This is a genomic window from Pseudomonas sp. RC3H12 (assembly GCF_018596375.1).
GTDB lineage: Bacteria > Pseudomonadota > Gammaproteobacteria > Pseudomonadales > Pseudomonadaceae > Aquipseudomonas.
The window spans coordinates 776,778-801,595 of sequence record NZ_CP075595.1 but is presented as its reverse complement, the minus strand read 5'-3'; the positions used below and the strand labels follow the sequence as shown (position 1 = coordinate 801,595).

At 65.4% G+C, this 24,818-nt stretch carries 24 protein-coding genes and 1 tRNA gene; 12 read left to right on the top strand and 13 right to left on the bottom strand.

Going from position 1 to position 24,818, the window contains the following annotated elements; all coding sequences use genetic code 11:
- Positions 1-122: 122 nt before the first annotated feature.
- A complete protein-coding gene (locus tag KHO27_RS03735; RefSeq protein ID WP_110698165.1) occupies positions 123-878 on the bottom strand; it encodes a spermidine synthase in 756 nt (251 codons plus the stop codon).
- 116 nt (positions 879-994) lie between these two features.
- On the opposite strand from KHO27_RS03735, the gene KHO27_RS03730 reads away from it, so the two are divergent.
- Positions 995-2,341: a class II 3-deoxy-7-phosphoheptulonate synthase gene (locus KHO27_RS03730; protein WP_110698163.1), complete on the top strand. Its 1,347-nt coding sequence runs from the start codon at positions 995-997 to the stop codon at positions 2,339-2,341.
- Here KHO27_RS03730 and KHO27_RS03725 read toward each other — a convergent pair.
- Entirely contained in the window at positions 2,322-3,542 is a 1,221-nt protein-coding gene (locus tag KHO27_RS03725) for a winged helix-turn-helix domain-containing protein (protein WP_214501223.1), read from the bottom strand. The two genes, KHO27_RS03730 and KHO27_RS03725, sit on opposite strands and share 20 nt — an antisense overlap.
- A 70-nt stretch (positions 3,543-3,612) precedes the next feature.
- The gene (locus KHO27_RS03720) at positions 3,613-3,831 is read right to left on the bottom strand and encodes a DUF1127 domain-containing protein (RefSeq protein WP_031316004.1); all 219 of its coding nucleotides are present in this window, start codon (positions 3,829-3,831) and stop codon (positions 3,613-3,615) included.
- Between the two features lie 96 nt (positions 3,832-3,927).
- On the opposite strand from KHO27_RS03720, the gene KHO27_RS03715 reads away from it, so the two are divergent.
- On the top strand, positions 3,928-4,779 hold the full coding sequence (locus KHO27_RS03715; RefSeq protein WP_031316005.1) for a LysR substrate-binding domain-containing protein: 852 nt from the start codon (positions 3,928-3,930) through the stop codon (positions 4,777-4,779).
- 76 nt (positions 4,780-4,855) lie between these two features.
- On the opposite strand, the gene KHO27_RS03710 is transcribed toward KHO27_RS03715, so the two are convergent.
- Positions 4,856-5,605 (bottom strand): sulfite exporter TauE/SafE family protein, encoded by a 750-nt coding sequence (locus tag KHO27_RS03710; protein WP_214501222.1) that lies wholly within the window; start codon positions 5,603-5,605, stop codon positions 4,856-4,858.
- A 115-nt stretch (positions 5,606-5,720) separates the two neighbouring features.
- On the opposite strand from KHO27_RS03710, the gene KHO27_RS03705 reads away from it, so the two are divergent.
- The 3 genes from KHO27_RS03705 (at position 5,721) to KHO27_RS03695 (ending at position 7,747) form a co-directional block, all read left to right on the top strand.
- A complete protein-coding gene (locus KHO27_RS03705; protein ID WP_046856564.1) occupies positions 5,721-6,677 on the top strand; it encodes a LysR family transcriptional regulator in 957 nt (318 codons plus the stop codon).
- Positions 6,678-6,732: 55 nt separating this feature from the next.
- Positions 6,733-7,188, top strand: coding sequence for a MarR family winged helix-turn-helix transcriptional regulator (locus tag KHO27_RS03700; protein ID WP_110698155.1), 456 nt, complete (start codon positions 6,733-6,735; stop codon positions 7,186-7,188).
- A 130-nt stretch (positions 7,189-7,318) separates the two neighbouring features.
- Entirely contained in the window at positions 7,319-7,747 is a 429-nt protein-coding gene (locus KHO27_RS03695; protein ID WP_214501221.1) for an organic hydroperoxide resistance protein, read from the top strand.
- Between the two features lie 108 nt (positions 7,748-7,855).
- Here KHO27_RS03695 and efp read toward each other — a convergent pair whose 3' ends face one another.
- Together efp and earP are read right to left on the bottom strand one after the other, a co-directional pair.
- A complete protein-coding gene (gene efp / locus KHO27_RS03690; RefSeq protein ID WP_012271109.1) occupies positions 7,856-8,425 on the bottom strand; it encodes an elongation factor P in 570 nt (189 codons plus the stop codon).
- Positions 8,426-8,473: 48 nt separating this feature from the next.
- The gene (gene earP, locus KHO27_RS03685; protein ID WP_214501220.1) at positions 8,474-9,607 is read right to left on the bottom strand and encodes an elongation factor P maturation arginine rhamnosyltransferase EarP; all 1,134 of its coding nucleotides are present in this window, start codon (positions 9,605-9,607) and stop codon (positions 8,474-8,476) included.
- 135 nt (positions 9,608-9,742) lie between these two features.
- Here earP and KHO27_RS03680 point away from each other — a divergent pair, with 135 nt between their 5' ends.
- Positions 9,743-10,141 carry a hypothetical protein gene (locus KHO27_RS03680; RefSeq protein ID WP_110698151.1) on the top strand — a complete coding sequence of 133 codons (399 nt, stop codon included), beginning with the start codon at positions 9,743-9,745 and terminating at the stop codon, positions 10,139-10,141.
- Between the two features lie 2 nt (positions 10,142-10,143).
- Positions 10,144-10,626 (top strand): GreA/GreB family elongation factor, encoded by a 483-nt coding sequence (locus KHO27_RS03675; RefSeq protein WP_110698149.1) that lies wholly within the window; start codon positions 10,144-10,146, stop codon positions 10,624-10,626.
- Between the two features lie 7 nt (positions 10,627-10,633).
- On the opposite strand, the gene KHO27_RS03670 is transcribed toward KHO27_RS03675, so the two are convergent.
- The gene (locus KHO27_RS03670; RefSeq protein WP_110698223.1) at positions 10,634-11,563 is read right to left on the bottom strand and encodes a LysR family transcriptional regulator; all 930 of its coding nucleotides are present in this window, start codon (positions 11,561-11,563) and stop codon (positions 10,634-10,636) included.
- Between the two features lie 124 nt (positions 11,564-11,687).
- Between KHO27_RS03670 and KHO27_RS03665 the strand changes: the two genes are divergently transcribed.
- Complete coding sequence (locus KHO27_RS03665; RefSeq protein ID WP_102684214.1) at positions 11,688-12,437, top strand: 3-oxoacyl-ACP reductase family protein; 750 nt, start codon at positions 11,688-11,690, stop codon at positions 12,435-12,437.
- Between the two features lie 169 nt (positions 12,438-12,606).
- Entirely contained in the window at positions 12,607-13,794 is a 1,188-nt protein-coding gene (locus KHO27_RS03660; RefSeq protein WP_110698147.1) for an MFS transporter, read from the top strand.
- Between the two features lie 138 nt (positions 13,795-13,932).
- On the opposite strand, the gene KHO27_RS03655 is transcribed toward KHO27_RS03660, so the two are convergent.
- From KHO27_RS03655 to KHO27_RS03635, 5 genes are read right to left on the bottom strand one after another with little or no spacing between them, the layout of a single operon-like run.
- Positions 13,933-15,285 carry a TolC family outer membrane protein gene (locus KHO27_RS03655; RefSeq protein WP_110698144.1) on the bottom strand — a complete coding sequence of 451 codons (1,353 nt, stop codon included), beginning with the start codon at positions 15,283-15,285 and terminating at the stop codon, positions 13,933-13,935.
- Between the two features lie 9 nt (positions 15,286-15,294).
- Positions 15,295-16,587 carry an HlyD family type I secretion periplasmic adaptor subunit gene (locus KHO27_RS03650; RefSeq protein ID WP_102684211.1) on the bottom strand — a complete coding sequence of 431 codons (1,293 nt, stop codon included), beginning with the start codon at positions 16,585-16,587 and terminating at the stop codon, positions 15,295-15,297.
- Positions 16,584-18,305 (bottom strand): type I secretion system permease/ATPase, encoded by a 1,722-nt coding sequence (locus tag KHO27_RS03645; RefSeq protein WP_214501219.1) that lies wholly within the window; start codon positions 18,303-18,305, stop codon positions 16,584-16,586. Before KHO27_RS03645 ends, KHO27_RS03650 begins: the two co-directional genes overlap by 4 nt.
- Positions 18,306-18,349: 44 nt before the next feature.
- Positions 18,350-18,727 carry an AprI/Inh family metalloprotease inhibitor gene (locus tag KHO27_RS03640; RefSeq protein WP_110698138.1) on the bottom strand — a complete coding sequence of 126 codons (378 nt, stop codon included), beginning with the start codon at positions 18,725-18,727 and terminating at the stop codon, positions 18,350-18,352.
- Positions 18,728-18,780: 53 nt separating this feature from the next.
- Positions 18,781-20,238, bottom strand: a complete 1,458-nt coding sequence (locus KHO27_RS03635; RefSeq protein WP_110698136.1) for a serralysin family metalloprotease — start codon at positions 20,236-20,238, stop codon at positions 18,781-18,783.
- Positions 20,239-20,677: 439 nt separating this feature from the next.
- Between KHO27_RS03635 and KHO27_RS03630 the strand changes: the two genes are divergently transcribed.
- Both KHO27_RS03630 and KHO27_RS03625 read left to right on the top strand, forming a co-directional pair.
- Entirely contained in the window at positions 20,678-21,055 is a 378-nt protein-coding gene (locus KHO27_RS03630; protein WP_046856576.1) for a hypothetical protein, read from the top strand.
- Between the two features lie 235 nt (positions 21,056-21,290).
- On the top strand, positions 21,291-23,420 hold the full coding sequence (locus KHO27_RS03625) for a TonB-dependent siderophore receptor (protein WP_111532678.1): 2,130 nt from the start codon (positions 21,291-21,293) through the stop codon (positions 23,418-23,420).
- Positions 23,421-23,579: 159 nt separating this feature from the next.
- Here KHO27_RS03625 and KHO27_RS03620 read toward each other — a convergent pair.
- Positions 23,580-23,669: transfer RNA gene (locus KHO27_RS03620), tRNA-Ser, on the bottom strand.
- Positions 23,670-23,959: 290 nt separating this feature from the next.
- Here KHO27_RS03620 and KHO27_RS03615 point away from each other — a divergent pair.
- Positions 23,960-24,649, top strand: a complete 690-nt coding sequence (locus KHO27_RS03615; protein ID WP_110698132.1) for a crotonase/enoyl-CoA hydratase family protein — start codon at positions 23,960-23,962, stop codon at positions 24,647-24,649.
- Positions 24,650-24,818 lie beyond the last annotated feature (169 nt).

Below are 24,818 nucleotides of genomic sequence, written 5' to 3'. Positions count from 1 at the left end.
GTACTATACCCGAAATTGCCATGAGCTGTGAGAAATATTTCAATCCTGATGTCCGCCACGCGGGCAGCATTGGATCCAGGCTGAATCGTTTCCTCCAAAGGCTTGCGCCGCCTCCGCAGAACTCATGTCGCCGGGCGGATTGCCTTGATCAGGTAATCCAGTGAATAACCCAGGCGTGGCGCCAAGGATTCGGCACGGGCACGCAGCGCTTGCAGGTCCAAAACCTGCTCCAGGTCCGCCGGCACCAGCAGGATCACGTTACCCTCCTTGACCGGCAGCTCCCAGTAATGGCGATGGTACAGCCCGCGCAACAAGGCCGCGCCCAGTGGCTTGCCATCGTCCCCGGCCCACTGGTTGATCACCAGCCAGCCATCGGGGTTGAGCTGCTTCTGGCAGTTTTCCAGGAACCCCCAGGCCAGATGCCCGACGCCGGGGCCATAGTCGGTATACAGGTCGACGAACAGCAGGTCGGCCTTTTCGGCGCTGGGCAGCAGCTCAAGGGCGTCGCCCACCCGCACGTACAGCCGCGGATCGTCGTCCAGGCCCATGAACTCCATGGCCAGGCGCGGCACGTCCGGGCGCAGTTCGATGGCCTCGACATCCTCCAGCGGCAGGAACTTCAGGCAGGCCTGGGTCAGGGTGCCGGCGCCAAGGCCGAGGAACAACGCGCTTTCCGGCTGCCCGTGGCACAGCGCGCCGACCAGCATGGCGCGGGTGTAGTCGTACTCCAGCCAGCTGGGGTCGGCGGTGAAGGTGCAGCTCTGCTCGATGGCGTCGCCGAACTCGAGGAAGCGATAGTCATCCACCTCGTACACGCTGATAACGCCAAAGGCGTCCTCGACCCGTGCCAGCAGCCGCTCTTCCCGCTCCGTCGCCATCCCTACCACCTGCCCGCGCAAAACCGCCATTGTCCGCCAATGCCGGTGGTGCAACAAGCACGCGCGGGCGTACCATGGCTGGCAGGCCTTAACGACACTTATGGATAGAGCTTGCAATGACCCGACAATGGACCCCCGACAGCTGGCGCACCCTGCCGATCCAGCAGCAACCGATCTACCCCGACGCCGCGCACCTGCTGAAGGTCGAGCAGACCCTGGCCAGCTATCCGCCGCTGGTGTTCGCCGGCGAAGCCCGCGAGCTGCGCCGGCAGTTCGCCGAGGTGACCCAGGGCCGGGCGTTCCTGCTGCAGGGTGGCGACTGCGCCGAGAGCTTCGCCGAGTTCTCCGCGGCGAAGATCCGCGACACCTTCAAGGTGCTGCTGCAGATGGCCATTGTCATGACCTTCGCCGCCGGCTGCCCGGTGGTCAAGGTCGGGCGCATGGCCGGGCAGTTCGCCAAGCCACGCTCGGCCAACGACGAAACCCTCGGTGACATCACCCTGCCGGCGTACCGTGGCGACATCGTCAACGGCATCGGCTTCGACGCGAAAAGCCGCATTCCCGACCCCGAGCGCCTGTTGCAGGCCTACCACCAGGCCACCGCCAGCCTCAACCTGCTGCGCGCCTTCGCCCAGGGTGGCTTCGCCGACCTGCACCAGGTGCACAAGTGGAACCTCGATTTCATCGCCAACTCGGCGCTGGCCGACAAGTACCACCAGTTGGCCAACCGCATCGATGAAACCCTGGCCTTCATGCGCGCCTGCGGCCTGGACACGGCGCCGCAACTGCGCGAAACCAGCTTCTTCACCGCCCACGAAGCGCTGCTGCTCAACTATGAAGAAGCCTTCGTGCGCAGCGACAGCCTGACCGGCGACTACTACGACTGCTCGGCGCACATGCTGTGGATCGGCGACCGCACCCGCCAGCTCGACGGCGCCCACGTCGAGTTCTTGCGCGGCGTGCACAACCCGATCGGGGTCAAGGTCGGCCCGAGCATGAACCCCGAAGAGCTGATCCGCCTGATCGACGTGCTCAACCCGGACAACGACCCTGGCCGCCTGAACCTGATCGTGCGCATGGGCGCCGGCAAGGTCGGCGACCATCTGCCGGGGCTGATCCGCACCGTGCAACGCGAGGGCCGCCAGGTGCTGTGGAGCTCGGACCCGATGCATGGCAACACCATCAAGGCCAGCAGCGGCTACAAGACCCGCGACTTTGCGCAGATCCTCGATGAGGTCAAGCAGTTCTTCCAGGTGCACCAAGCCGAGGGCAGCCACGCCGGCGGCATCCATATCGAAATGACCGGGCAGAACGTCACCGAGTGCATCGGCGGCGCCCGGCCGATCACCGAAGACGCCCTCTCCGACCGCTACCACACCCACTGCGACCCGCGCATGAACGCCGACCAGTCGCTGGAACTGGCCTTCCTGATCGCCGAAACCCTCAAGCAGGTACGCCGCTGAGCAACGCCTGACGCAGCCGGCTGCCCTCGGCGCGGGGGCAGTTGAGCTGCACCTGCGCCAGGCCCAGCCAGTTGGCCAGCCTCTGCAGGCTGAGCGCCAACGCCTGGTAGCCCGCCTCGTCCAGCCCCATCGCCTCTTCGTGCACCGCATGCACCGCCAGACGTCCGTGGGCGCGTTCGGCACGCAGGTCCAGGCGCGCGGCAATGCGCCCGTCGTGCAGGAACGGCAGCACGTAGTAGCCGTACACCCGCTTGTGCGCGGGGGTGTAGATCTCCAGGCGATAGCGGAAATCGAACAGGCGCTCGGTGCGATCCCGCGCCCAGACCAACGAATCGAACGGCGAAAGCAAGGCGCTGGCTTCGATGCGTCGGGGAATCCGTGGCACGCCCGCGACATAGGCTGGCTGTTTCCAGCCCTGCACGGCGCAGGCCTGCAGGCGCCCGCCCTCGACCAAAACGGCCAGGGCGGCCTTGCTCTGCTGCGGCGAGAGGCGAAAGTAATCACGCAGGTCCTGTTCGGTGGCCACGCCCAAGGCGCCGGCGGCGTGCAGCAGCAAGCCCTGGTGCGCTTCAGCCTCGCTGGGCTGGGCTTGATCGAGGATGGCCGCCGGCAGCACCCGCTCGGGCAGGTCGTACAGGCGCTCGAAACCACGACGCCCGGCCACCGTGACCTCCCCAGCGGCGAACAGCCATTCCAGCGCGTGCTTTTCTTCGCTCCAGTCCCACCAGGGGCCGGCGCGTTCCTCGCGGGTCGACAGGCTGCCGGCACCCAGCGCGCCGCGCTCGCGTACGGCCGCCAGTACCCGGTCGATCACCTCGCGTCGCTCACGGCCAAAGGTCGCCAGTTGCCGGTAGATGCCCTTGCCGTCGGCGGCGTGGGCCATGCGCCAGCGCATCAGCGGGTAGAGCTCCAGCGGCAGCAACGACGCCTCATGCCCCCAGTATTCGAATAGCCGCCGCTGACGGCGCTTGCCCCAGGCGAGCTGGTCCAGCAGGTCGGCTGGATAGTCGCCAAGGCGCGAGAACAACGGCAGGTAATGGGAGCGCACCAGCGCGTTGACCGAGTCGATCTGCACCACGCCCAGGCGCTGGAGCATGCGCTTGAGAGTGGCGAGGGTCGGCGGGTGCGCGGGCGACTTGCCAAAGCCCTGGGCGGACAAGGCCAGGCGGCGGGCCTGGGCGAGGGACAGGCTGAAGGACATGAGGTGGCTCCGTCTGGTGTCCAGACAGTAAAGACGCAATCGCGGGGCAAGCCCGCGATTGTCGCCACCTTCATTTACGCAACGGGTCCTCCCAGAAATGCCGGTCGGCTTCCTGCTGGATGTCCGCCCGCGACAACCCAAGATCGTGCAGCGTGGCATCGCTCAGGCGCGCCAGCTCGTCGCGCTGGCGGTGCAGTTCGAACCAGCGCAGCACCAGCCCGCTGGCGTCGTGCCACAGATGGCCCAGGGATGCGGCCGGTTGGTGAGCTACGTTGAAATGACCTTTCATCATGACGCCCTCCTTGTGGATGGCTCCAGTCTCGTCCCAGGCCTAAGATCAATCCAACGAATGTTTCTGATGCCATGCATCTCGGAGATTGATGCCATGTCCCAGTATCAGAGTCTCGACGCCGAGGTGCTGCGCACCTTCGTCGCCATTGCCGAGCAAGGTGGTTTCACCCGCGCCGGCGAAGTGGTCAACCGCACCCAGTCGGCGGTGAGCATGCAGATGAAGCGCCTGGAGGAGGACATCCTGCAGCGCCAGCTGTTCGAGCGCGACGGCCGCCAGGTGCGCCTGACCGCCGAGGGCCAGGTGCTTCTGGGCTATGCGCGGCGCATCCTCAAGCTGCATGGCGAGGTATTCAACACACTGCGCATGCCGCACATGGTCGGGGTGGTGCGCATCGGCACGCCGGACGACTACGCCATGCGCTACCTGCCGGGCATTCTCACCCGCTTTGCCCAGGCCTACCCGCTGATCCATGTCGAGGTGCATTGCGATTCGTCCAAGCAGTTGATGCTGCGCCAGGACCTGGACCTGACCATCGTGACCCGCGAGCCGGGCAACGAGGTCGGCCAGTTGCTGCGCCAGGAGCGCCTGGTGTGGGCCGCGGCCAAGGGCTTCTGCCCGCAAGAGCAACGGCCCATGCCGCTGGCGCTGTTCAACACCGACTGCTTTTGCCGCGCCTGGACCTGCAATGCCCTGGAGCGCCACGGCATCGAGTACCGTATTGCCTACACCAGCCCGAGCCTGGCGGCGATCTTCGCCATCGTGCAGGCGGGGCTGGCGGTGACCGCGCAGCTGCACAGTCTGGTTGGCGGCGAACTGCGCATCCTCGGCGAGGACGACGGCCTGCCGCAGCTGCACATGGCCAATGTGATGCTACTGCGCAACGACCAGCAGCATTCACCGATTACCGACTGCATGGCCGAGTACATCGTCGAAGGGTTCAAGTAAGCCGAGGACGCTTCGCGCCCTTTTCGCCAGCAAGCCGGCTCCCACAGATGGCAATGGGCTCTGCAGCCCCTTGCGCTCAGAGCTCGAACCCGAGCATCACCGCGCACACCACCAGAAACACACAGAACATCGAGCGCAATGCCTTTTCCGGCAACGCATGGGCCAGCTTCACCCCCCAGCTGATGCTCAGCAACCCACCTACCGCCAACGGCCCCCCGATGCTCCAGTCCACGCTCTGGTGCAGGCCGTAGGTCAGCAGGGTCACCGCGGTGCTCGGCGCCGCCAATGCCAGCGACAACCCCTGGGCCACCACCTGGGTGGTGCCGAACACGGAGGTCAATATCGGCGTGGCCACCACCGCGCCACCCACGCCGAACAGCCCGCCCATGGTCCCGGCAAAGCTGCCCAGCACGCCCAGCCATGGCCAGGGGTAGCGCAGCTGGTTGCTCGGCGGCTTCACCGGCAGGCACATGCGCGCCACGTTCCACAACGCCAGGGCCACCAGGAAACCGACGAAGTACAGGCGCATCGACTGGGCATCGATGCCCACTGCCCAGATCGACCCCAGCCAGGCGAACAAAAAGCTGCACAACGACAGCGGCACGGCATGGCGCAACTCGATGCGGTTGCGCTGGTGATAGCGCCACAACGCCAGCAGCACGTTGGGCACCACCATCACCAGAGCGGTGCCCTGGGCCAGTTGCTGGTCGAGGCCGAACAGCACCCCCAGTGCAGGGATCGCGATCAGCCCGCCACCAATCCCGAACAAGCCACCCAAGGTGCCCAGGGCTGCGCCCAAAACGATGTACATCAACCACTCGATCATTCGCGCCTCATCCGCCTGCTCTCAGAGAATGCCGGCATGCTACCCAGTCACGGCTGGCGGGGAAACGCACAGCAGCGCACAATGGCTTTGCGTAATCCGCAAAAGCAGAATCATCATGAGCCCCGATATCCTCACCGAACAACTGAGCCTGTTCCTCGATGTGCTGGAGACCGGCAGCTTCTCCGCCGCCGCCCGTCGCCATCCGCTCACGCCTTCGGCCGTGGCCAGGCGCATCGACAGCCTGGAAAACGCGGTGGGCAGCCGGCTGTTCTCGCGCAGCACCCATGCGGTGCGCGCCACGCCGGCCGGCAATGCGTTCGCCGAACGGGCCCGGCGCATCATCGAGGAACTGCGCCTGGCTCGCGCCGAGGCGGTATCCCTGAGCAATGCCCCAGAAGGGCTGATCCGCATCGACGCCCCGGCCGCCTTCGGCCGTCGCCACCTCGCTCCGGCCATCGCCGACTTCCTGGTGGCCTACCCCGGTCTCGACGTGCAACTGCGCCTGATCGACAGTTTCGTCGACCTGCACGGCAGCCATCTGGGCGAAGTCGACCTGGTGCTGCGCGCGGGGCCCCTGGCCGACACGCGCCTGGTGGCCACGCCACTGGCCTATATGGTGCGGATCGCCTGCGCCAGCCCGGCGTACCTGGCCAATCGCGGCGTTCCGGCCTGCCCCAGCGAGCTGCCTGGGCATGACGGCCTCGACTGGGACGGCCTGGCACCGCCGTTCGCCTGGCGCTTCGAGGTCGGTGGCCAGACCCGCCTGTACCGCCCGACGCGCATGCGCATGGCCGCCAACAATGCCGAGACGCTGCTGTTCGGTGCCTTGGCCGGGCTGGGCATCGCCCACCTGCCGACCTGGCTGGTCAGCGACTACCTGCTGCGCGGCGAACTGCTCCCCCTGTTCTGCGACAACGGCCTGCCGGCCCCCGAAACCAGCGGGATTTATGCACTGCGCCTTGAACATGAAACGAACTCTCGCAGCCGCTTGCTGCTCGAATTCCTCAAGAGCCGTTTCAGCCCGGTGCCGCCCTGGGACCTGGCGCTGAGAAGCGAGCTGCGCTGGCAATGAGCGCACCAAGCTTTGGCGTGCTAGATTTTATTACTCACCGATTCCAAGGACCTGCATGAACGCCGACACCCAAGCCCCCTGCGACGCGCTGCTGCTGGACAACCAGGTCTGCTTCGCCCTGCACTCGACCTCGTTGCTGATGACCAAGGTCTACAAGCCTTTGCTGCAGGCCCTGGGCCTGACCTACCCGCAGTACCTGGCCATGCTCGTGCTGTGGGAGCAGGACGGCCTGACCGTGGGTGAGATCAGCCAGCGCCTGCTCACCGACCCCGGCTCCCTGACCCCGCTGCTCAAGCGCCTGGAAAGCGAAGGCCTGCTCAAGCGCAGCCGCAGCCGCGAGGACGAACGGGTGGTACTGGTGCAGCTGACCGACAAGGGCCGCGCCCTGCAGGCCGAAGCCCAACGCGTGCCGCAATGCATCCTGCAGGCCAGCGGGCACAGCGCCGAGCAACTGCGCAAACTGCAGGCCGACCTGCTCGCCCTGCGCGCGCAGCTGCAAGAAAACCTCTGACGTCTAAGCTGTGAGGTGGCTGTTCGGATGAATGGTCGAACATTTAACTTGCGCACTAAATAATTGCGCGCTAAGTTAATCCCATACCCACTCAGCGCCGACGGCGCACAACACCCAAGCGAGGCTCAAGATGCAAAAGGTCACTCCGCTGTACATCGCAGAAGCCACTTCCACCGGTGGTCGTGATGGCAAATCCCGCTCCAGCGACGGCAAGCTGGAAGTCAAGCTGAGCACCCCGAAAGAGCTGGGCGGCGCCGGGGGTGAAGGCACCAACCCCGAGCAGATGTTCGCCGCCGGGTACTCGGCCTGCTTCATCGGCGCGCTGAAGTTCGTCGCCAGCCAGGAGAAAAAAGCCCTGCCGGCGGACGCCTCGATCACCGCCAAGGTCGGCATCGGCCAGATCCCCGGCGGTTTCGGCCTGGACATCGACCTGCACATCAACCTGCCTGGCCTGGCCCAGGCCGACGCCGAAGGGCTGGTGGAGAAGGCGCACAAGGTCTGCCCGTACTCCAACGCCACCCGCGGCAATGTGGATGTGCGCCTGCATGTGACGGTGTGAATGCCATCGCGGGGCGAGCCGACTTGCCCCGCGATGAAGGCGACACGGTTTCACGAGCACAAAAAAACCCGGCCAAGGCCGGGTTTTTCGTGCTCATCGCAAGAAGGATTACTTCTTGGAACGGCCCTTGAAGCTGTTGTCGCGAGTGTCGATGTCGATCCACTCGTCGATCTGGATGAAGTCGGCAACCTGGATCTCGGTACCGTTCTTCAGCTTGGCAGGCTTCATGACCTTGCCCGAGGTGTCGCCACGTGCGGCGTTCTCGGTGTAGACAACCTGGCGGCTGATGGTGGTCGGCAGTTCTACCGATACCAGGCGGCCTTCGAAGAAGACGGCTTCGCAGATGTCTTCCATGCCTTCTTCGATGTACGGCAGAACGGCGTCGATGTCTTCGGCGTTCAGCTCGTACATGGTGTAGTCGGTGGTGTCCATGAAGGTGTACGAGTCACCGCTGATGAACGACAGGGTCGCTTCTTTGCGATCCAGGATCACGTCGTCCAGCTTGTCGTCCGCACCGTATACGGTTTCGGTCTTGTAGCCGGTCAGCAGGTTCTTCAGCTTGGTCTTCATGATCGCGCTGTTACGGCCCGACTTGGTGAACTCAGCTTTCTGAACCAGCCACGGGTCGTTGTCGATCCGCAGTACGGTACCGGGTTTCAGTTCTTTACCAGTTTTCATTACGAAGTATCCGAATCTGGATGGATTTATAAAAATCGAGGCCGCGTATCATAGCGAATTTCGGTAAAACTGTACCAGCCTCGTGGCAAGGTCCGGCCGAGCGGCCTGCGTGGCCTGCCACTGGCGGGCATGTTCGCGCACTTCCTCCCAGTGTGGCTGCAGCGCCTGCCAGGCCTGCCCCATCGGGCGGTCCATGTTCCAGGCCCGCCACAGCTCGCTAAGCGCCTGCCCGGCGGCGGCCGACAACCCATGGCAATAAAGGGCGAGGAATGCTTCGAGCTTTTCCCAGTGGGCGTTCTCTTCCTGGATGTAGATGTGCCACAGCATCGGCACCCCAGCCCATTGCGCCCGCACGAACGAGTCCTCGCCGCGCACGGCGTTGAAATCGCAGCTCCACAGCAACCGATCGTAGTCGTCCTGGCTGACAAAAGGCAGCACCTGGACCGTCAAGGCGCCGCGCCGATGCAGCGCCCCCACGGCCAAGCCCGCCTCGCCCAGCCAGTGGCCGAGGTCGCCCAGGATGCGCCCTTGCGGTACCAGCAGGTGGCTGGGGTGCGCGCCTTCGGCCAATACGTCGAGCCAGTTGCCCAACTGTGGATTCTCGTAGGCGAACAGCGAGATCAGCCACGCCCCGGCCTCGGGGTGGACGCCCAGCCTTGCCAGGAACCCCGCCCGCTCATCCGGCGCCTGGCGAAACGCCTGGCAACGGGGCAGCAAGGCTGCTTCGCGCAGCAGGCCACCGGTCTTCTCGGTGAAACCCGGGAAGAAAAAGAACTTGCGCAACCCATTGGCCTGGGGCGACGGCAAGCCATGGCAGCCATCCACCCAGTCTTCGGCACTGAGGTAGTCCAGGTTCAGCCACAAGGGCGGCGTGGCCTGCTCGCCCATGGCCTCGACATAAGCCTGCGGTAGCTGGCAGGCGAAGGCGCCCACCACCACCTGCGCCGGCTCCGCACCTTGCCACGTGGCCGGCCAGTGGCGCACCTCGACCCCTTGCCGCCACTGCTGCTCGGCTTGGCTGTCGGCCTCTGGGCACAGGCGCACGAAGGCTTGCAGGTCATCCACCCACAGGCGCACGGCCAGGTCATGCTCGCTCGCCAGCTGGCGCGCCAGGCGCCAGGTGACGCCGATATCGCCATAGTTGTCGACGACCGTGCAGAAGATGTCCCAGGTGGTTTTCATCGCCACGTTCCGTTACCTGCGGAAAAAAGACCGCGGATTTTGCTGAAAAATGCCGGCCAACAAAAGCGCGGCGCTGAAAATACCTGCCGCGGCATGCGAGAATGGCGCCCTCGCCCCGCCTGCCAGGAGGCCATCATGCCCCGCCCCCGCGAATTGAAGATCACCCTGAAACCGGTGCAACTGGTGCTGTGCGTCGCCCTCGGCCTGTGGCTCGGCGCATTGGCGATCGCCGTGAGCCTGTGGCTGGCCCTGCACCTGTGGCCACAGCAGGTGCAACCGCTGGTCGAGGCCACCGCCCCCGCGCAGGTCCAGCCTGCGCCAACCACTCCTCCAGCGCCACCGGTCGATGCCCAGGCGCAGATGTTCGAACATTACAAAGACATCCTGCACAAGCAGGAATTGCAGCAGGCCGCCGAGGCCGCCCAGGGCAACCCGCGCAACCTGAACAGCCCCAAGTGCCAGTTCTGGCTGCAGCAGAACCGCACCGCGCCGACCGACAAGAGCCAGGCCAACGTGCTGGAGTTCTGCTACTGACCATGGACAAGGCCACCCTGCTGCAGCGCATCGTCACCACCCTCGAGCACGACATGGAGGTGCTGCGCCGCGCCGCCCAGACCGCCTACGAGGCCGCCACCGCCGAAGAGAACATCGCCGAGAACAAGTACGACACCCTGGGGCTCGAGGCTTCGTACCTGGCCACCGGGCAGGCCCGACGCACCGCCGAGATCCGCCAGGCGCTGCAGACCTATCAGCAACTGGTGCCACGCGACTATGACCCGGCGCGGGGGATCCAGGTCGGCTGCCTGGTGACCCTGGAGGACGAACAGGGGCAGCGTCGCAGGCTGTTCCTCGGACCCGAAGGCGCCGGCTTGAAGATTGGTGAGGGAGAGGCGCTGGTGACGGTGATCACACCTCGCGCACCGCTAGGCCAGCAGCTGGTCGGCAAGCGCGTGGATGACGAAGTACGCCTGGGGCTGGCTGGGGTGGCCCAGGTGCAGTTCATCATTGATATCGCCTGACCGGGCGTTATCGCTGCAAGGCATCGAAGCGCTGTGCCAGCCCCTGCTCGGCAAACTGCTCCACCACGAAATCGATGAAGGCGCGGGTCTTGCCCGGCAACAGTTTGCGCTCGGCGTAGTACAAGCTGATGTGCCCATCGTCGACGTACCAGTCCGGCAGCACCCGGCACAGCCGGCCTGAGGCCAGGTAAGGCAAGGCGAACGGCAGGCTGACCAGGGCGATGCCCAGGCCCTGCTCGGCCACCGCGCAGGCAGCGTCCGAATCGCTCATGGTCAGGCGCTGGGGCAGCTGCAGCGGCTGTTGCTCCTGCCAGCGACTGGTCAGCGGCCAGCTGCGCACCCTGCCGGTCTGCGGCGAGCGGATGAGGATGCCGGCGCAAGCCTGCAACTGCTCCGGCCGGTCGATCGGCCCGTGCTGACGCACATAGCCCGGCGAGGCCACCAGCACCCGGTGCGCAGGCGTCAGCTTGCGTGCCACCACCCCAGGCGGCAGCTCGAAACCACCGCCGAGGGCGGCGTCGAAACCCTGGCCGATCAGGTCGACCTGGCGGTTGTCGAAATGCCAGTCCGCCGTCACCGCCGGATAGCGGGCCAGGAACTCGCCCAGCAACGGCAACACGTACAGGCGCCCGAACACCGTACCCATGCTGACCCGCAGCACGCCCGAGGGGTGGCCTTCGCAGTTGGCCAGATTGGCCACGGCATACTGGATGGTGCGAAAACTCTCGCTCACCTCGGCCAGAAAACGCTGCCCGGCCTCGGTCAGGGTCAGTTTGCGCGTGCTGCGCAGGAACAGGCGCACACCAAGCCGCGCCTCCAGCTGGGCGACGTTCTTGCCGACCGCCGCGGGGGTGAGCGAAAGGCGCCTGGCCGCTTCGGCAAAGCTGCCGACTTCGGCGCTGCGGATGAAGCATTCCAGGCTGCTGAAGGATTCCATCGCGGCCATTGCCAACTCCTGGTTTATTCTGACTGGCGTGATTGCCATCTTATCAATAGGTAATCGAGCGTCGATACTGTGTCCATCCAAGGCATCCGGCCTTGCTTGAACGCAGGAGATCAGCATGTCCCAAGCACTTCCTCTCACCGGCAAGGTGGCCCTGGTCCAGGGCGGTTCCCGTGGTATCGGCGCGGCCATCGTCCGCCGTCTGGCCCGCGACGGCGCCAAGGTCGCCTTCACCTATGTCAGCTCGAGCGCCAGCGCCGAGGCCTTGGCAGGTGAGATCAACAGCGGCGGCGGCCAAGCCCTGGCCCTGCGCGCCGACAGCGCCGACACCCAGGCCGTGCAGCAGGCCGTGGCCGACACCGCGAAGGCCTTCGGCGGCCTGGATATCCTGGTCAACAACGCCGGTGTGCTGGCGGTGGCGCCGGTCGCCGAGTTCGACCTGGCCGACTTCGACCGGCTGCTGGCGGTCAATGTGCGCAGCGTGTTCGTGGCCACCCAGGCGGCGGTGAAGCACATGGGCCAGGGTGGACGGGTCATCAACATCGGCAGCACCAACGCCGAGCGCATGCCGTTCGCCGGTGGCGCGCCCTATGCCATGAGCAAGTCAGCGCTGGTCGGCCTGACCAAGGGCCTGGCGCGGGACCTGGGGCCGCAGGGGATCACCGTCAACAATGTGCAGCCTGGGCCGGTGGACACCGACATGAACCCGGCCAGTGGCGAGTTCGCCGAGAGCCTGATCCCACTGATGGCCATCGGGCGCTATGGCCAGGCGGACGAGATCGCCAGCTTCGTGGCCTACCTGGCGGGGCCTGAGGCCGGCTACATCACAGGGGCGAGCTTGCTGGCCGATGGTGGGTTTGCGGCCTGAACAAACACCCTATCGCGGGGCAAGCCCGCTCCAACGCGCAGTCACGCGTGGGAGCGGGCTTGCCCCGTGCTGCTGTCAACACGGTTAAGTTGAAAACCATAAATTGGCATCATGCCGGGCACTTCCTGATACTTGTCGCTATTCAACCTTGCCTGCACCGAGACTGCCCATGAATTCCCCGACTCTGAGTCGCGCCCTGATCCTGCTGATGGCCACCGCCACCGGCCTGGCCGTGGCCAGCAACTACTACGCCCAGCCCCTCCTGCACAGCATCGCCGAGCAGTTCGGCCTGAGTACCGCCAGCGCCGGCACCATCGTCATCGCCGCCCAGCTCAGCTACGGCGCCGGGCTGCTGCTGCTCGCGCCACTGGGCGATCTGTTCGAGCAGCGACGGCTGATCGTCACCATGGTGCTGATCGCCACCGCCGGGCTGGTGATCAGCGCCTGCGCGCCAAGCCTGCCGTGGCTGTTGTTCGGCACGGCGCTGACCGGGCTGTTCTCGGTGGTGGCCCAGGTGCTGGTACCCATGGCCGCCGCGCTCAGTGCGCCGGATCAACGCGGCCGCGCCGTGGGCACGCTGATGAGCGGCCTGCTGCTGGGCATCCTGCTGGCGCGCACCGCCGCCGGCTTCATGGCCGAGCTGGGCGGCTGGCGCAGCATCTACGTGCTGGCCGCGGTGTTGATGGCCATCAGTGCCCTCGCGCTGTACCGCAGCCTGCCGCAACACCACAGCCACGCCGGCTTGAAATACCCGGCGCTGATCGGCTCGGTGTTCCGCCTGTTCGTAGAAGAACCGGTGCTGCGCCTGCGCTCGCTGCTGGGCTTGCTGGCGTTCAGCCTGTTCGCGCTGTTCTGGACACCGCTGGCATTCCTGTTGAGCGAGGCGCCCTACCATTACTCCGACGCGGTGATCGGCCTGTTCGGCCTGGCCGGGGCGATCGGCGCACTGGCGGCGAACTGGGCCGGGCGCCTGGCCGACCGCGGCAAAGGTTCACTGGGCACCACCGTGGGGCTGTTGGCGTTGTTGCTGTCGTGGGTGCCGTTGGGGTTTGCGCAGAACTCGCTGGTGGCATTGCTGGTTGGGGTGCTGCTGCTCGACCTGGCGGTGCAACTGGTGCACGTGAGCAACCAGAACGCGGTGATCGTACTGCGCCCCGAGGCGCGCACGCGGCTCAATGCCGGTTATATCACCTGCTACTTCATCGGCGGCGCGCTGGGGTCGCTGCTGGGAACGCAGCTGTTCGAGGTGCATGGCTGGGATGGGATCGTGGTGGCTGGCCTGGTGATCGGTGCGCTGGCGCTGCTGGTGTGGGGGCTGGCTGAGCGCAAGCGGGGAAAGGCAGCGGTGACAGCCTGAATGCTTTTCAGTGACTCGCCTACTAGCGTGGGAGCGGCGGTTCGCCGCTGCGACTTGCCCCGCGATGCGATATATGGCACCGGCTTCGCCGGTGATCGCGGGGCAAGCCCGCTCCCACGCTGGTAGGCGATCAGAGCATCAACCGGATTTGCCCTCAATAAACGCTTCGTCCACCCGCGCCAGTTGCGTCTCGCTCAACACCCCCGCCTGGTAATGCAGCTTGATCCACGCCAGCAGGTAGTCGTAGCGCGCCTGTGCCAGGTCGCGGCGGGTGGTGGCCAGTTGCTGTTCGGCGTTGAGCACATCCAGGTTCACCCGTTCGCCACCTTGCACGCTCTTGCGTGTGGACACCACCAGCGCCTCGGCCGCCACCAGCGCCCGTTCGTAGGCACGCAACTGGCTGGCGCCGGACTGGCAGGCGTTGTACTGCTTGCGCAGCTCGATCAAGGCGCTGCGGGTGTTGCCGTCGAGCTCGTACTCGGCCTGCTCCAGATGCCGACTGGCCTGGCGGGTCGAAGCCAGCACCCCGCCCCCGGCGAAGATCGGCACGCTGACTTCGATACCCACGGTGTTGGTGTCGTAGCGCTGGTTGTAGGTGTTGCCGCTGTCCGACTCCTGGCGCCGCGAGGTGGCGAACGCGGTGACCTTGGGCAGGTGCCCGGCACGATTGCGCTCGACCTCGTAGCGCGCCACTTCCAGGGCCTGGCGCGAGGACGCCAGTTGCGGGTTGTTGGCCAGGGCCCGCTCCTGCCAGGCCTCGTAGCCGCTGGGGTCGACCACTGGCAGGGCGAAGCCCAGGCGCAGCGGCGCCAGGTCCTCGACCCGCACCGCCGGCTCGCCAATCAGCGCGCCCAGTTCGCGCAGCGCGGCATCCTGTTCGTTACGCGCCTTGATCTCCTCGGCATCGGCCAACTCGTAGCGGGCCTGGGCTTCGAGAATATCGGTGCGCGTGCCTTCGCCTGCGTCGAACAGCCGCTGGTTCTGCTGGAACTGCTGGCGGTAGGCCTGCTTGCTGGCGACGCTGATGGCGATCTGGTCCTGGGCGAACAGCGCCTGGGTGTAGCTGGTCATCACCCGCACCAGCAGTTGCTGGCTCTGGTCGCGGAAGCTCTCGTCGGCGAACAGCGCCTGGGCCACGCCCTTGCGATAGCTCGAATAGGCTTCATAGTCGAACAGCGGCTGCTGGAGGATGAAGGTCGAGCCCATGCTGTTGTAGGTGCGGTCTTCCTTTTGCCGGCGTGAATCGCCGAGGTAGCGCACCTCGGAATCGTTGCGGCCCTTGTTGTAGCTGTACGACAGGCTGGGCAGCAGGCCGGCGCGGCCGATGGCGCGGTATTCCTGGCCGGCCTCGCGGGCCTTGAACGCCGCGAGGTAGGTCGGGTCGCGGCGCAGGGCCTGCTCGTATACCTGGAACGGCCCCATGGCGGCCTGGGCGGCGGTCGGCAGCCAGGCGCAGGCCAGCAGCAACCCGATCAGTGGGAACTTCTTCACTGGCGGTCCTTATTGTTCGGTCAAGGCGGTGCCTGCACGGTCGAGCAGGGGTTTGAACAGGTAGTTGAGCAGCGAGCGCTCGCCGGTACGCACGAACAGCTCGGCGGGCATGCCCGGGCGGATCGCCAGCCCCTCGAGACGCGCCAGCGCTTCTTCGCTGACCGTGCTGCGCAGCACGTAGTACGGCTGGCCGCTGCGCTCGTCGATCAGCTGGTCGGCCGACACCAGCGCCACCTCCCCGGTCACCCGCGGCGTACGGTTCTGGTTGAAGGCGGTGAACAGGATGTCCACCGGCAACTGCGGTGCCACCTTGTCCACCAGGTTCACCGGCAGGCGCCCTTCCACTTCCAGCGCGGTGCCCTGGGGCACGATTTCCAGCAGGGTATCGCCGGCCCGCACCACGGCGCCTTCGGTGTGCACGCCAAGGTTTACCGCGATGCCGTCGGCCGGCGCGATGATCTCGCTGTGCTGCAGTTCAAAGTGCGCGGAGTTGAGCTGCTGCTCCAGGGTCGCGGCCTTGACCTGGGCTTCGGCCAGCTGACTGCGCACCTCTTTCTGGTACTCCTCGCGGCGCTGCTGCAAGTTGAGCCGGGCTTCGACGATCACCTGCTCCAGGCGCGCGCTTTCGCCGGCGTTCTGCGCCAGGTCGCGCTGCACCTGCGACAGCTGGCGCTGGTATTCCAACACGCGGTTGCGCGGGATATAGCCCTCGCCGGCCAACGGGCGCAGGCTGTCGAGCTGCTCGCGCAACGAGTCGGCCTGGGCCTGCAGGTCGCCGCGCGCCCGGCGCATGCCGGTCAGCTGGGCCTGGGAGCCGTCGATGCTGGCGGCCAGGGCGCCCTGCTCGCGGGCCTGGGCCTGACGGCGGCTGTCGAACAGCTGGCGCTGGCCTTCGAGGATCAGCGCCAGGCGGGCGTCGGCGTCTTCGAGCAACTCCGTGGGAAACTGCACCTGGCCGAGGTTGTCGCGCTCACTCTGCCAGCGTGCCAGGGCGGCGCGGGTCATGCGGTACTGGGCCTGCAGCGCATCGACGTCGGCCTGCACCTGGGTGCGGTCGAGGCGGAACAGCGGCTCGCCCTGGCGCACCAGCTGGCCTTCGCTGACCAGGATGCGGCTGACCACGCCCGCGCCCATGGACTGCACCGCCTTGCGCTTGCCCGACACCACCACGGTACCTTGCACCGGCACGCCCTGATCGAGCGGGGCGAGGCTGGCCCAGGCCATGAAACCGCCGAAACCGACCAGGGTCAGCCACCACCCCAGGCGGACATGGAAACGGGCATCACGGGTGTGCTGGCTCATGCGCCACCTCCGGCTTGCAGGGGTCGTTGCGCCGGGGCCTGGCCCATGGCGTGGAGGATATCGCGAGCCGGGCCGAAGCCCTGCATGCGCCCTTCGTTCATCACCAGCAGCTTGTCGGCCTGGGCCAACGCCGCGCTGCGGTGGGTCACCAACACCACGGTGCGGCCCTGGGCCTTGAGCTGGACGATGGCGTTGGCCAGGGCGGCTTCGCCGTGGCTGTCGAGGTTGGAATTGGGTTCGTCGAGCACGATCAGCCGGGCATCGCCGTACAGGGCGCGGGCCAGGGCAATGCGCTGCTTCTGGCCGCCGGACAGGTCCACGCCCTCCTCGCCCAGCCGCGTGTCGTAGCCCTGGGGCAGGCGCAGGATCAGGTCATGTACGCCCGCCAGGCGAGCCGCCTCGACCACCTTGACGCCGTCCAGCTCGCCAAAGCGGGCGATGTTCTCGGCGATGCTGCCGCGCAGCAACTCGATGTTCTGCGGCAGATAGCCGATGTGCGGGCCCAACGCGTCGCGGTCCCATTGGCTGAGCTCGGCGCCATCGAGGCGGACATGGCCGCCGAGGGTCGGCCAGACGCCGACCAGCACCTTGGCCAGGGTCGACTTGCCCGACCCCGAAGCCCCCAGCACGCCGAGCAGTTCACCCGGCGCCAGGGCGAAGTTCACCTGTTGCAGGGTGGCCAGGTTACGCCCGGGCGGGCCAGCGCTGACCTGCTCCACCGCCAGTTGCCCGGTGGGCACCGGCAAGGGCATCGGCGTCGGCGGCTCGGGGTGTTCGCGCAGCAGGCCGTCCAGGCGTTGGTAGGCCAGCTGCGCACCGCTCCATTGCTTCCACACCGCGATCAACTGGTCGATCGGCGCCAGCACCCGGCCCATGAGGATGGAGCCGGCGATCATCATGCCCGGGGTCATCTGCCCCTCGATCACCAGCAGCGCGCCCAGCCCCAGCACCAGCGATTGCAGGCACAGGCGCAGGCCCTTGCTGGTGGCGGTGATCACCGCCGAGGTATCGCTGGCCTTGTTCTGCAGGTCGAGAAAACGCCCGTGCAAGCCGTACCAACGCTGGCGCAGGGCACCGAGCATGCCCATGGCCTGTATGCTTTCGGCGCTTTGCAGCTGGCTGCCAGCCAGCAGTGTCGATTGCTGCTGGATGCCACTGGCCTCGGCCAGGGTGGCGTGGGTGAGGCGCTCGTTGAGGATGGCCAGGGCGATCAACAGCAGCGCGCCGACCGTCGCCATCACGCCCAGCCAGACGTTGAAGGCGAAGATCACCGCCAGGTAGATGGGGAACCAGGGCGCATCGAAGAAGGCAAACAGCGCGGGGCCGGTGATGAACTGACGCAGCTGGGTCAGGTCACCCAGTGCCTGGCCGGCGGCACCGTCACGCTGGCGCAGATTGCGTTCGAAGGCGGCGCGATAGACCTTCATATTGAACGTCTTTTCCAACTGGTTGCCGACCCGAATGACAATGAAACTGCGTACGGCTTCAAGCCCGCCGATATAAACGAAGAAGCCGACCACCATCAGCGTCAGCACCCACAAAGTTGTCGTGCTCTGCGAACTCAGTACACGGTCGTACACTTGAAGCATATATATCGACGGCACCAGCATGAGCAAGTTGATCAATGCCGTGAAACAGCCGACGCTGATCAAGGTCGACTTATGTTCGCCGAGTGCCGCCCACAAAGGCGCCCCGGGCTTTTTGCTCGGTAGTTTCATGTTTCGCCCTTGCTTGCCTGAAACTTTGAAGTTTCAGGCCGGGGTTATTTGTCCAGGCGCTTGAGCACCAGTTGCGTACCGTCCGGCCGGGTCCAGGCGTAACGCCTGGCACCCTCGCGACTGAAGTGCACCACGCTGCTGCCGTCGCCGCCCACCAGGGCCAGGGTGTCGGGGGTTACCAGCCAGCTACCGGGGCGCAGGCCCAGCAGGTCCCTGGCGCAATCCAGGTCGCCTTCGATTTCGCCTTCGTTGGCGCCCAGGTGCAGGTTGCAGGTTTGCGCCTGCGGCTGTTCGGAGTAAAGCGTCCAATCACCGGCCATTTGCGCGGCGCTGGGGAGTAACAGGCTGCTCGCCATACCTACCTCGGTCATCGACATCAGGGCAATCGCGGCCAGCGCGATCGTTCGCAAGGTTGCTTTCATTCGTCTGCCTCGCCGACAAAAGGGCGACGCGCGAACGCCGCCCCCCTGGTACATCAGACCACGATGTCGGTGACAGCGGCCTGGCCAACGGTGGTCACCAGGAAATCAGCCGAGGCGTTTCCGGTGAAGTCGATGGACAGGCTGCCCAGGTTGGTGGCCTGGTCGTAGGTCAGCAGCGCCTCGCCGGCATGGCCGCTGAAGGCATTGACGAACTGCAGCGGCAGCTTGTTCACGGCGAACGCGGAGATGGCCGACAGGTCGATCTTGTCCACGCCCGAGGTGAAGTCCATGATGCGGTCCGGCGCCGCCTTGGTGGAGTCGCTGACGGCGGCGAACACGAAGGTGTCCGCGCCACTGCCGCCCCACAGCTGGTCGGCACCGCCGCCGCCGTAGATGATGTCGTTGCCGGCACCACCCTTGAGCACGTTGGCCAGCGCATTGCCGATCAGCAGGTCGTTGCCCGAGCCGCCGAAGGCGTTTTCGATGGTCACGCCCTTGGCGATGGATACGTTGCCGACCATGCCGCCGACATCAGAGAACGACGCTTCGTTGAGGTTGATCTTCTGGTTCTGGGTGAAGCCAGAGAAGTCGAAGGTGTCGTTGCCGCCACCGTCCCACACCGAGAACACCAGCTTCGACGAGGCCGAGGTGGCCGAGTAGAAGTCGCGATCAGCGGTGGAGTTGAAGCCGTAGGTGGTGTCGCTGGCGCGGGTGGCATAGTTGGCGCCGTAGAGCTTCTGGATCGCCAGGATGTCATCCATCAACGGAGCCGAGGCGTAGTACTGCCCGCCGCCCTTGATGAAGTTCTGCCCGTTGTTGCTTTCGCTCCAGTAGCTCATGACGCTGTAGCCACGGGTGTCCTGGGCGTAGTCGGCGTCACGGTAGGTCGGGTTGCCCTCGCCGGCGTTGTAGTCGCCAGGGTGGGACAGGCCGAGCACGTGGCCGATCTCGTGGGTCAGGGTCTGGCGCCCGTAGTTGCCGGTGCCCGGGGTGATGTTGACCTGGTAGCCGCTGTTGATCAGGTACCAGGACTCGCCCTTGTGCGAACCCGGGCCGTCGAACGGCAGGTAGGCAAATGCCGCGCCGCCGTTGCTGGCGCTGAAGTTACCGAAGGTCATGTGACCGTCGCCGCCCGATCCTGCCTCGGTGAAGGTGACCTTGGCCACGTCCGACCAGGACTGCATGGAGAGCTTGGCCTGTTGTTTCTGCAGGTCGCTGAACTGGCTGAACGAGCCCAGTCCGCGGCTGTAGAAGTCAGACGGTGCCTTGGTCAGGAAGGTGTAGGTGAGGCTGATCGTGCCGTCCTTGTTCAGGTCCTTCCAGGCTGCGCCATCACGCAGGAGGTGGTCGGCGGCCTGGTCGACCGTGAAGGACTTCTTGCCATTGATGTTCGCGCCGCCGCGATCGTACTGGTGGGCAAAGCTATCGATCAGGCCGAAGGACGAACTTGGTCCCTTCGGCTGCAGTGCGGAAACGGCCGAAACAATAGCGCTTTCTTTGACTTTCGACATGCAGGTTACTTCCTTGTTTACAAAAAAGCAGTTGATGTCAGACAGGATTTCCCACCTGGCGAGAACTTCCTGTCACTCGCCTTTATGAGGCGCAAAAAAACTGACACACATTGAAACTTAATGTCCAGCGTTTTTTGGCGCCATTTTTTCGTTTTCGAAAACTCAACTGCATCGCACTTATTTGCGCAAACTGCGATGGATCAATGGCGGCAGCTGCAAGCATTAGTTCCAATCATGCCCCCAGGGCTTTATAGACGACGATTCGAAGTTTACTTTCGAAAATGCGACTTGTGCCTGTGATTTGCCATCAACGCTTCGTTTAGGCGCTTTACTACGCGACGACCTGCCGCACGACCCTCCGTCGCCTCGGCGTTGACTTGCCAGCGTGCGGAGCGCTCAGTAGGCGTTGGTCAAAGCCCCTTCCTGACAGGACGACACAATGACAAGACTCACGGTGCAATCCGGCGATTTCTTGCAAGGTGAAGGCGAGTATCGCAATGGAGCGCTCACACTCAAGACCCCGCGCAGCCCTTCGCCCGGCGAGCGCATTTCACTGGCGCGGATCAAGGATCTGAAACTGGCCAACCTCGAGTCGACCCGCAGCCTGGGCACCGCCCTGGGCTGGGGGGTGGCCGGCGCCCTGGTGGCCGGCCCGGTCGGCCTGCTCGCCGGCCTGTTGCTGGGCGGCAAGGAGGAAGAAGTCACCTTCCTCGCCACCTTCAAGGATGGCCGCAAGCTGCTGGCCATCACCGACGGCAAGACCTGGTCGAAGATCGACGACAGCTGGCGCCGGCACCAGCGCCCGGCGGCGGCCTGAATCACACCCCGCTTCGTTCGTATTGACTGTACTGGCGTCATCGCCGGCAAGCCGGCTCCCACAGGAAACGCGCATGCCTCTGCATTGCGCGGTATCGGTGGGAGCGGCGGTGCGCCAATCCCATGTCTGCACCCTGCATCCCTGAAAGGCTCGGCAGCCTGCTACCATGGCGCCCTTTTGCCTGCCCGACAGCTGCCGAGCGATAACGGCGCGTCCGCTTTTCAAGGAGCCTTGCATGACCCCGCTTCGCCCCCGCCTACCCTTGGGCCTGCTCGGCCTGGGCCTTGCCCTGCACAGTGGCCATGGCCTTGCCGACGACAGTGTGGCCCTGGCCCCCGTGCGCATCTCGGATGTTCAGGACAGCGGCTACCAGGCACGCGAAGCCCAGGTCGGCGGCCTGCACAGCACACCGCTGCTCGACACCCCGGCAGCGGTCAGCGTGTTCAGCCGCCAGCTGCTGGACGACCGCCAGGTGCGCAAGCTGAGCGAGGTGCTGCAGAGCGATGCCTCGGTGGGCGAAAGCTATGCGCCGATCGGCTACTACGAAAACTTCAACGTGCGCGGCTTCGAGCTCAACGCTGCCAGCAGCTACCGGGTCAACGGCCAGACCATCGCCGGCGAGCAGAACGTGGCGCTGGAGAACAAGCAGCAGGTGGAGCTGCTCAAGGGGCTGTCCGGGTTGCAGAGCGGCGTGTCGGAGCCCGGCGGATTGGTCAACTATGTGACCAAGCGCCCGGAGGATGTACGCAGCCTCAGCGTGTCGAGCAACGAACAGGGCGAACGCTACCTGGCCACCGACCTGGGCGGCTGGTTCGGCGCCGAGCGCCAGCTGGGCCTGCGGGTGAACCTTGCTCACGAGGATATCCGCTCGTATGTCGATCATGCCGACGGCAAGCGCGATTTCGCCTCCCTGGCCCTCGACTGGCAGCTCAACCCGAATGCCGTGCTGGAGCTGGATGCCGAATACCAGCACCGCGAGCAGTATTCGGTGCCGGGGTATCAACTGCTCGGCGGCACCCAACTGCCCCATGGCGTCGACCCCAAGGATCACTTGGCCTGGCAGTCGTGGGCCAAACCCGTGCAGAACGACTCGCTCAACCTGGGCGGGCGCTTCAAGTACCAGTTCAACGACAACTGGAACGGTACCTTGAGCGCCTCGCGCAGCAAGGTGGTAATCGATGACTACAGCGCATTCGCCTGGGGTTCGAGCGAAGGGTCCTACTTCGGCAGCAATGGCGACTACGACATCTACGATTTCCGCAGCCCTGACGATACCCGTCGCATCGACGAAGCCCAGGCCACGCTCGACGGGCGCTTCGATGCCTTGGGCGTGAGCCATGAGCTGACCGTCGGCACCAGCGCCCAACGCCGCACGCTCGATCAGCGACCGGGCTACAACGAGTGGCGAGGTACGGGCAACATCCATACCGGTGCGCCAGCCGTGGAGCCATCGGACAAGCCCATTGGCAGCAGTGAGCGTCGCCTGGACAGCCGCCAGTACGGCCTGTTCTTCAGCGACCGCATCACCTTCAACGACAATTGGCAGACCGTGATCGGCGCACGGGAAGTGCGCCTGGACGAAAAGACCTGGGACCAGAATGGCGTTGCCGGGCGCCACACCCGACAGTACCAACTGCTGCCTAACGCAGCTTTGATCTACAAGCCGCAGCCGGACACCACCTTGTACGCCAGCTATGCGAAAGGCTTGTCCTCAGGTGGCACCGCCCCCTGGTATGCCAGCAACGCGTTCGAAATCCTCGCCCCCACCCTGTCGCGCCAGCTCGAAGTCGGCATCAAGCGTGACTGGCAGGGCATGAGTTTCAGCGCGGCCCTGTTCCAGATCCGCCAGGCCTACCAGTACGCCCGCCCCGATGAAAACCCGGCGCCGACCTACGTGCAGTCGGGCCAGCAGAAAAACACCGGCCTCGAACTCGGCGCCAGCGGCTGGGTCACCTCCAACCTGCAGATCCAGGCCAGCGCCGCGGCGATCCGCGCCCGGGTGCAGAACAGCGACACCGTCGCCTACGAAGGCCACCAGGCGATCAACGTGCCGCGCCTGCGCGCCGCGCTGCAGGCCGACTACGCCCTCCCCGTCCCCGGCCTGGCCCTGCTCGGCGGCGCCCGCTACAGCGCCAGCAAGTACGCAAGCTCTGCAGGCAATGTCGAAGTCGGCGGCTACACCGTGTTCGACATCGGCAGCCGCTACCGCACGAACATCGGCGGCTACGACACCGTGCTGCGCCTGACCGTGGACAACGTCTTCGACAAGCGCTACTGGCGCGACGTGGGCGACTACCTGGGCGACAACTACCTGTTCCAGGGCGCGCCGCGCACGGCACGGCTGTCGGCCTCAGTAAGTTTCTAAAGGGGCTGCTTCGCAGCCCATCGCCGGCAAGCCGGCTCCCACAGGAGATCGCATTACCTTGTGGGAGCCGGCTTGCCGGCGATGCGATCGCACAGGTAAAAACAAAGCGACAAACAAAAAGCCCCCGAACCTTTCGATTCGGGGGCTTCTCGTAGAATGTGGCGGTGAAGAAGGGATTTGAACCCTTGATACGATTTCTCGTATACACACTTTCCAGGCGTGCTCCTTCGACCACTCGGACACTTCACCGTTTTCTCTTCAAGCTATTCAGCCTGTCGAGGCGCGCTAATTTAGTAGAAGAGCTTTTACTTGGCAAGCATTTTTTTCAGAATTTTCATGCGCTTAAGGCAATCGGCCGAAAACTCTGGCCAATCAGGGCAATGCTGCCATTGTACCCAGCGCTTTTCCCCACCCGCTCAGCGCTGCCCAGATGGCGCAAGGCACGGCGGCGCGGCGCTGACCGACCAGTCAGCCTTGGTGCTTTACCTGGCCGGCGCCGCTGGGTAACGTCGTCGCCACGCCATCCAAAGGACTCTGCCATGAGCGAGCTGATTACCTACCACGCCGAAGACGGCATCGCCACCCTGACCCTGAACAACGGCAAGGTCAATGCCATCTCCCCGGATGTGATCAAAGCCTTCAACGCCGCGCTCGATCGCGCCGTCGAGGAACGCGCGGTGGTGATCATCACCGGCCAGCCGGGCATTCTCTCCGGCGGCTACGACCTCAAGGTGATGACCGCCGGCCCCAAGGAGGCCGTGGGCCTGGTCACCGCCGGCTCCACCCTGGCCCGGCGCCTGCTGTCGCACCCTTTCCCGGTGATCGTCGCCTGCCCCGGCAATGCCGTGGCCAAGGGCGCCTTCCTGCTGCTGTCGGGCGACTACCGCATCGGTGTCGAAGGCCCCTACAAGATCTGCCTGAACGAAGTGCAGATCGGCATGACCATGCACCACGCCGGTATCGAGCTTGCCCGTGACCGCCTCGGCCGTGCGGCATTCCAGCGCTCGGTGAACAATGCCGAAGTGTTCGACCCGCAGGGTGCCCGGGAAGCCGGCTTCCTCGACAAGGTGGTGCCAGCTGAAAAGCTGCACGAAACCGCCCTGGCCGCCGCCCGCGAAATGAAGAAGCTGAACATGCTGGCGCACAAGAACACCAAGCTGAAGGTGCGCAAGGGCCTGCTGGAGGCGCTGGACGAGGCGATCCTGGCGGACCAGAACCACCTGGGCTGAGTCCATCCAGGGATTTTCCTCACAGGACTTTGCGGGAGCGGGCTTGCCCGGCGATGCGATCACCCAAGGTGACGCCATCGCGGGGCAAGCCCGCTCCCACTTGACCTCCCACGCTACAGCAACGTTTGCCCCCACCAGTGCACACCCGTACACTGCGCCGCGACTGTCC

Coding starts and splice junctions, on each gene's coding strand:
- KHO27_RS03665 (WP_102684214.1), top strand. CDS start 11,688: ATGTCCCAAGCACTTCCTCTCACCGGCAAGGTGGCCCTGGTCCAGGGC.
- KHO27_RS03715 (WP_031316005.1), top strand. CDS start 3,928: ATGTCCCAGTATCAGAGTCTCGACGCCGAGGTGCTGCGCACCTTCGTC.
- KHO27_RS03640 (WP_110698138.1), bottom strand. CDS start 18,727: ATGAAAGCAACCTTGCGAACGATCGCGCTGGCCGCGATTGCCCTGATG.
- KHO27_RS03720 (WP_031316004.1), bottom strand. CDS start 3,831: ATGAAAGGTCATTTCAACGTAGCTCACCAACCGGCCGCATCCCTGGGC.
- KHO27_RS03705 (WP_046856564.1), top strand. CDS start 5,721: ATGAGCCCCGATATCCTCACCGAACAACTGAGCCTGTTCCTCGATGTG.
- efp (WP_012271109.1), bottom strand. CDS start 8,425: ATGAAAACTGGTAAAGAACTGAAACCCGGTACCGTACTGCGGATCGAC.
- KHO27_RS03730 (WP_110698163.1), top strand. CDS start 995: ATGACCCGACAATGGACCCCCGACAGCTGGCGCACCCTGCCGATCCAG.
- KHO27_RS03660 (WP_110698147.1), top strand. CDS start 12,607: ATGAATTCCCCGACTCTGAGTCGCGCCCTGATCCTGCTGATGGCCACC.
- KHO27_RS03615 (WP_110698132.1), top strand. CDS start 23,960: ATGAGCGAGCTGATTACCTACCACGCCGAAGACGGCATCGCCACCCTG.
- KHO27_RS03735 (WP_110698165.1), bottom strand. CDS start 878: ATGGCGACGGAGCGGGAAGAGCGGCTGCTGGCACGGGTCGAGGACGCC.
- KHO27_RS03675 (WP_110698149.1), top strand. CDS start 10,144: ATGGACAAGGCCACCCTGCTGCAGCGCATCGTCACCACCCTCGAGCAC.
- KHO27_RS03695 (WP_214501221.1), top strand. CDS start 7,319: ATGCAAAAGGTCACTCCGCTGTACATCGCAGAAGCCACTTCCACCGGT.
- KHO27_RS03710 (WP_214501222.1), bottom strand. CDS start 5,605: ATGATCGAGTGGTTGATGTACATCGTTTTGGGCGCAGCCCTGGGCACC.
- KHO27_RS03630 (WP_046856576.1), top strand. CDS start 20,678: ATGACAAGACTCACGGTGCAATCCGGCGATTTCTTGCAAGGTGAAGGC.
- KHO27_RS03670 (WP_110698223.1), bottom strand. CDS start 11,563: ATGGAATCCTTCAGCAGCCTGGAATGCTTCATCCGCAGCGCCGAAGTC.
- KHO27_RS03680 (WP_110698151.1), top strand. CDS start 9,743: ATGCCCCGCCCCCGCGAATTGAAGATCACCCTGAAACCGGTGCAACTG.
- KHO27_RS03645 (WP_214501219.1), bottom strand. CDS start 18,305: ATGAAACTACCGAGCAAAAAGCCCGGGGCGCCTTTGTGGGCGGCACTC.
- earP (WP_214501220.1), bottom strand. CDS start 9,607: ATGAAAACCACCTGGGACATCTTCTGCACGGTCGTCGACAACTATGGC.
- KHO27_RS03700 (WP_110698155.1), top strand. CDS start 6,733: ATGAACGCCGACACCCAAGCCCCCTGCGACGCGCTGCTGCTGGACAAC.
- KHO27_RS03650 (WP_102684211.1), bottom strand. CDS start 16,587: ATGAGCCAGCACACCCGTGATGCCCGTTTCCATGTCCGCCTGGGGTGG.
- KHO27_RS03635 (WP_110698136.1), bottom strand. CDS start 20,238: ATGTCGAAAGTCAAAGAAAGCGCTATTGTTTCGGCCGTTTCCGCACTG.
- KHO27_RS03725 (WP_214501223.1), bottom strand. CDS start 3,542: ATGTCCTTCAGCCTGTCCCTCGCCCAGGCCCGCCGCCTGGCCTTGTCC.
- KHO27_RS03625 (WP_111532678.1), top strand. CDS start 21,291: ATGACCCCGCTTCGCCCCCGCCTACCCTTGGGCCTGCTCGGCCTGGGC.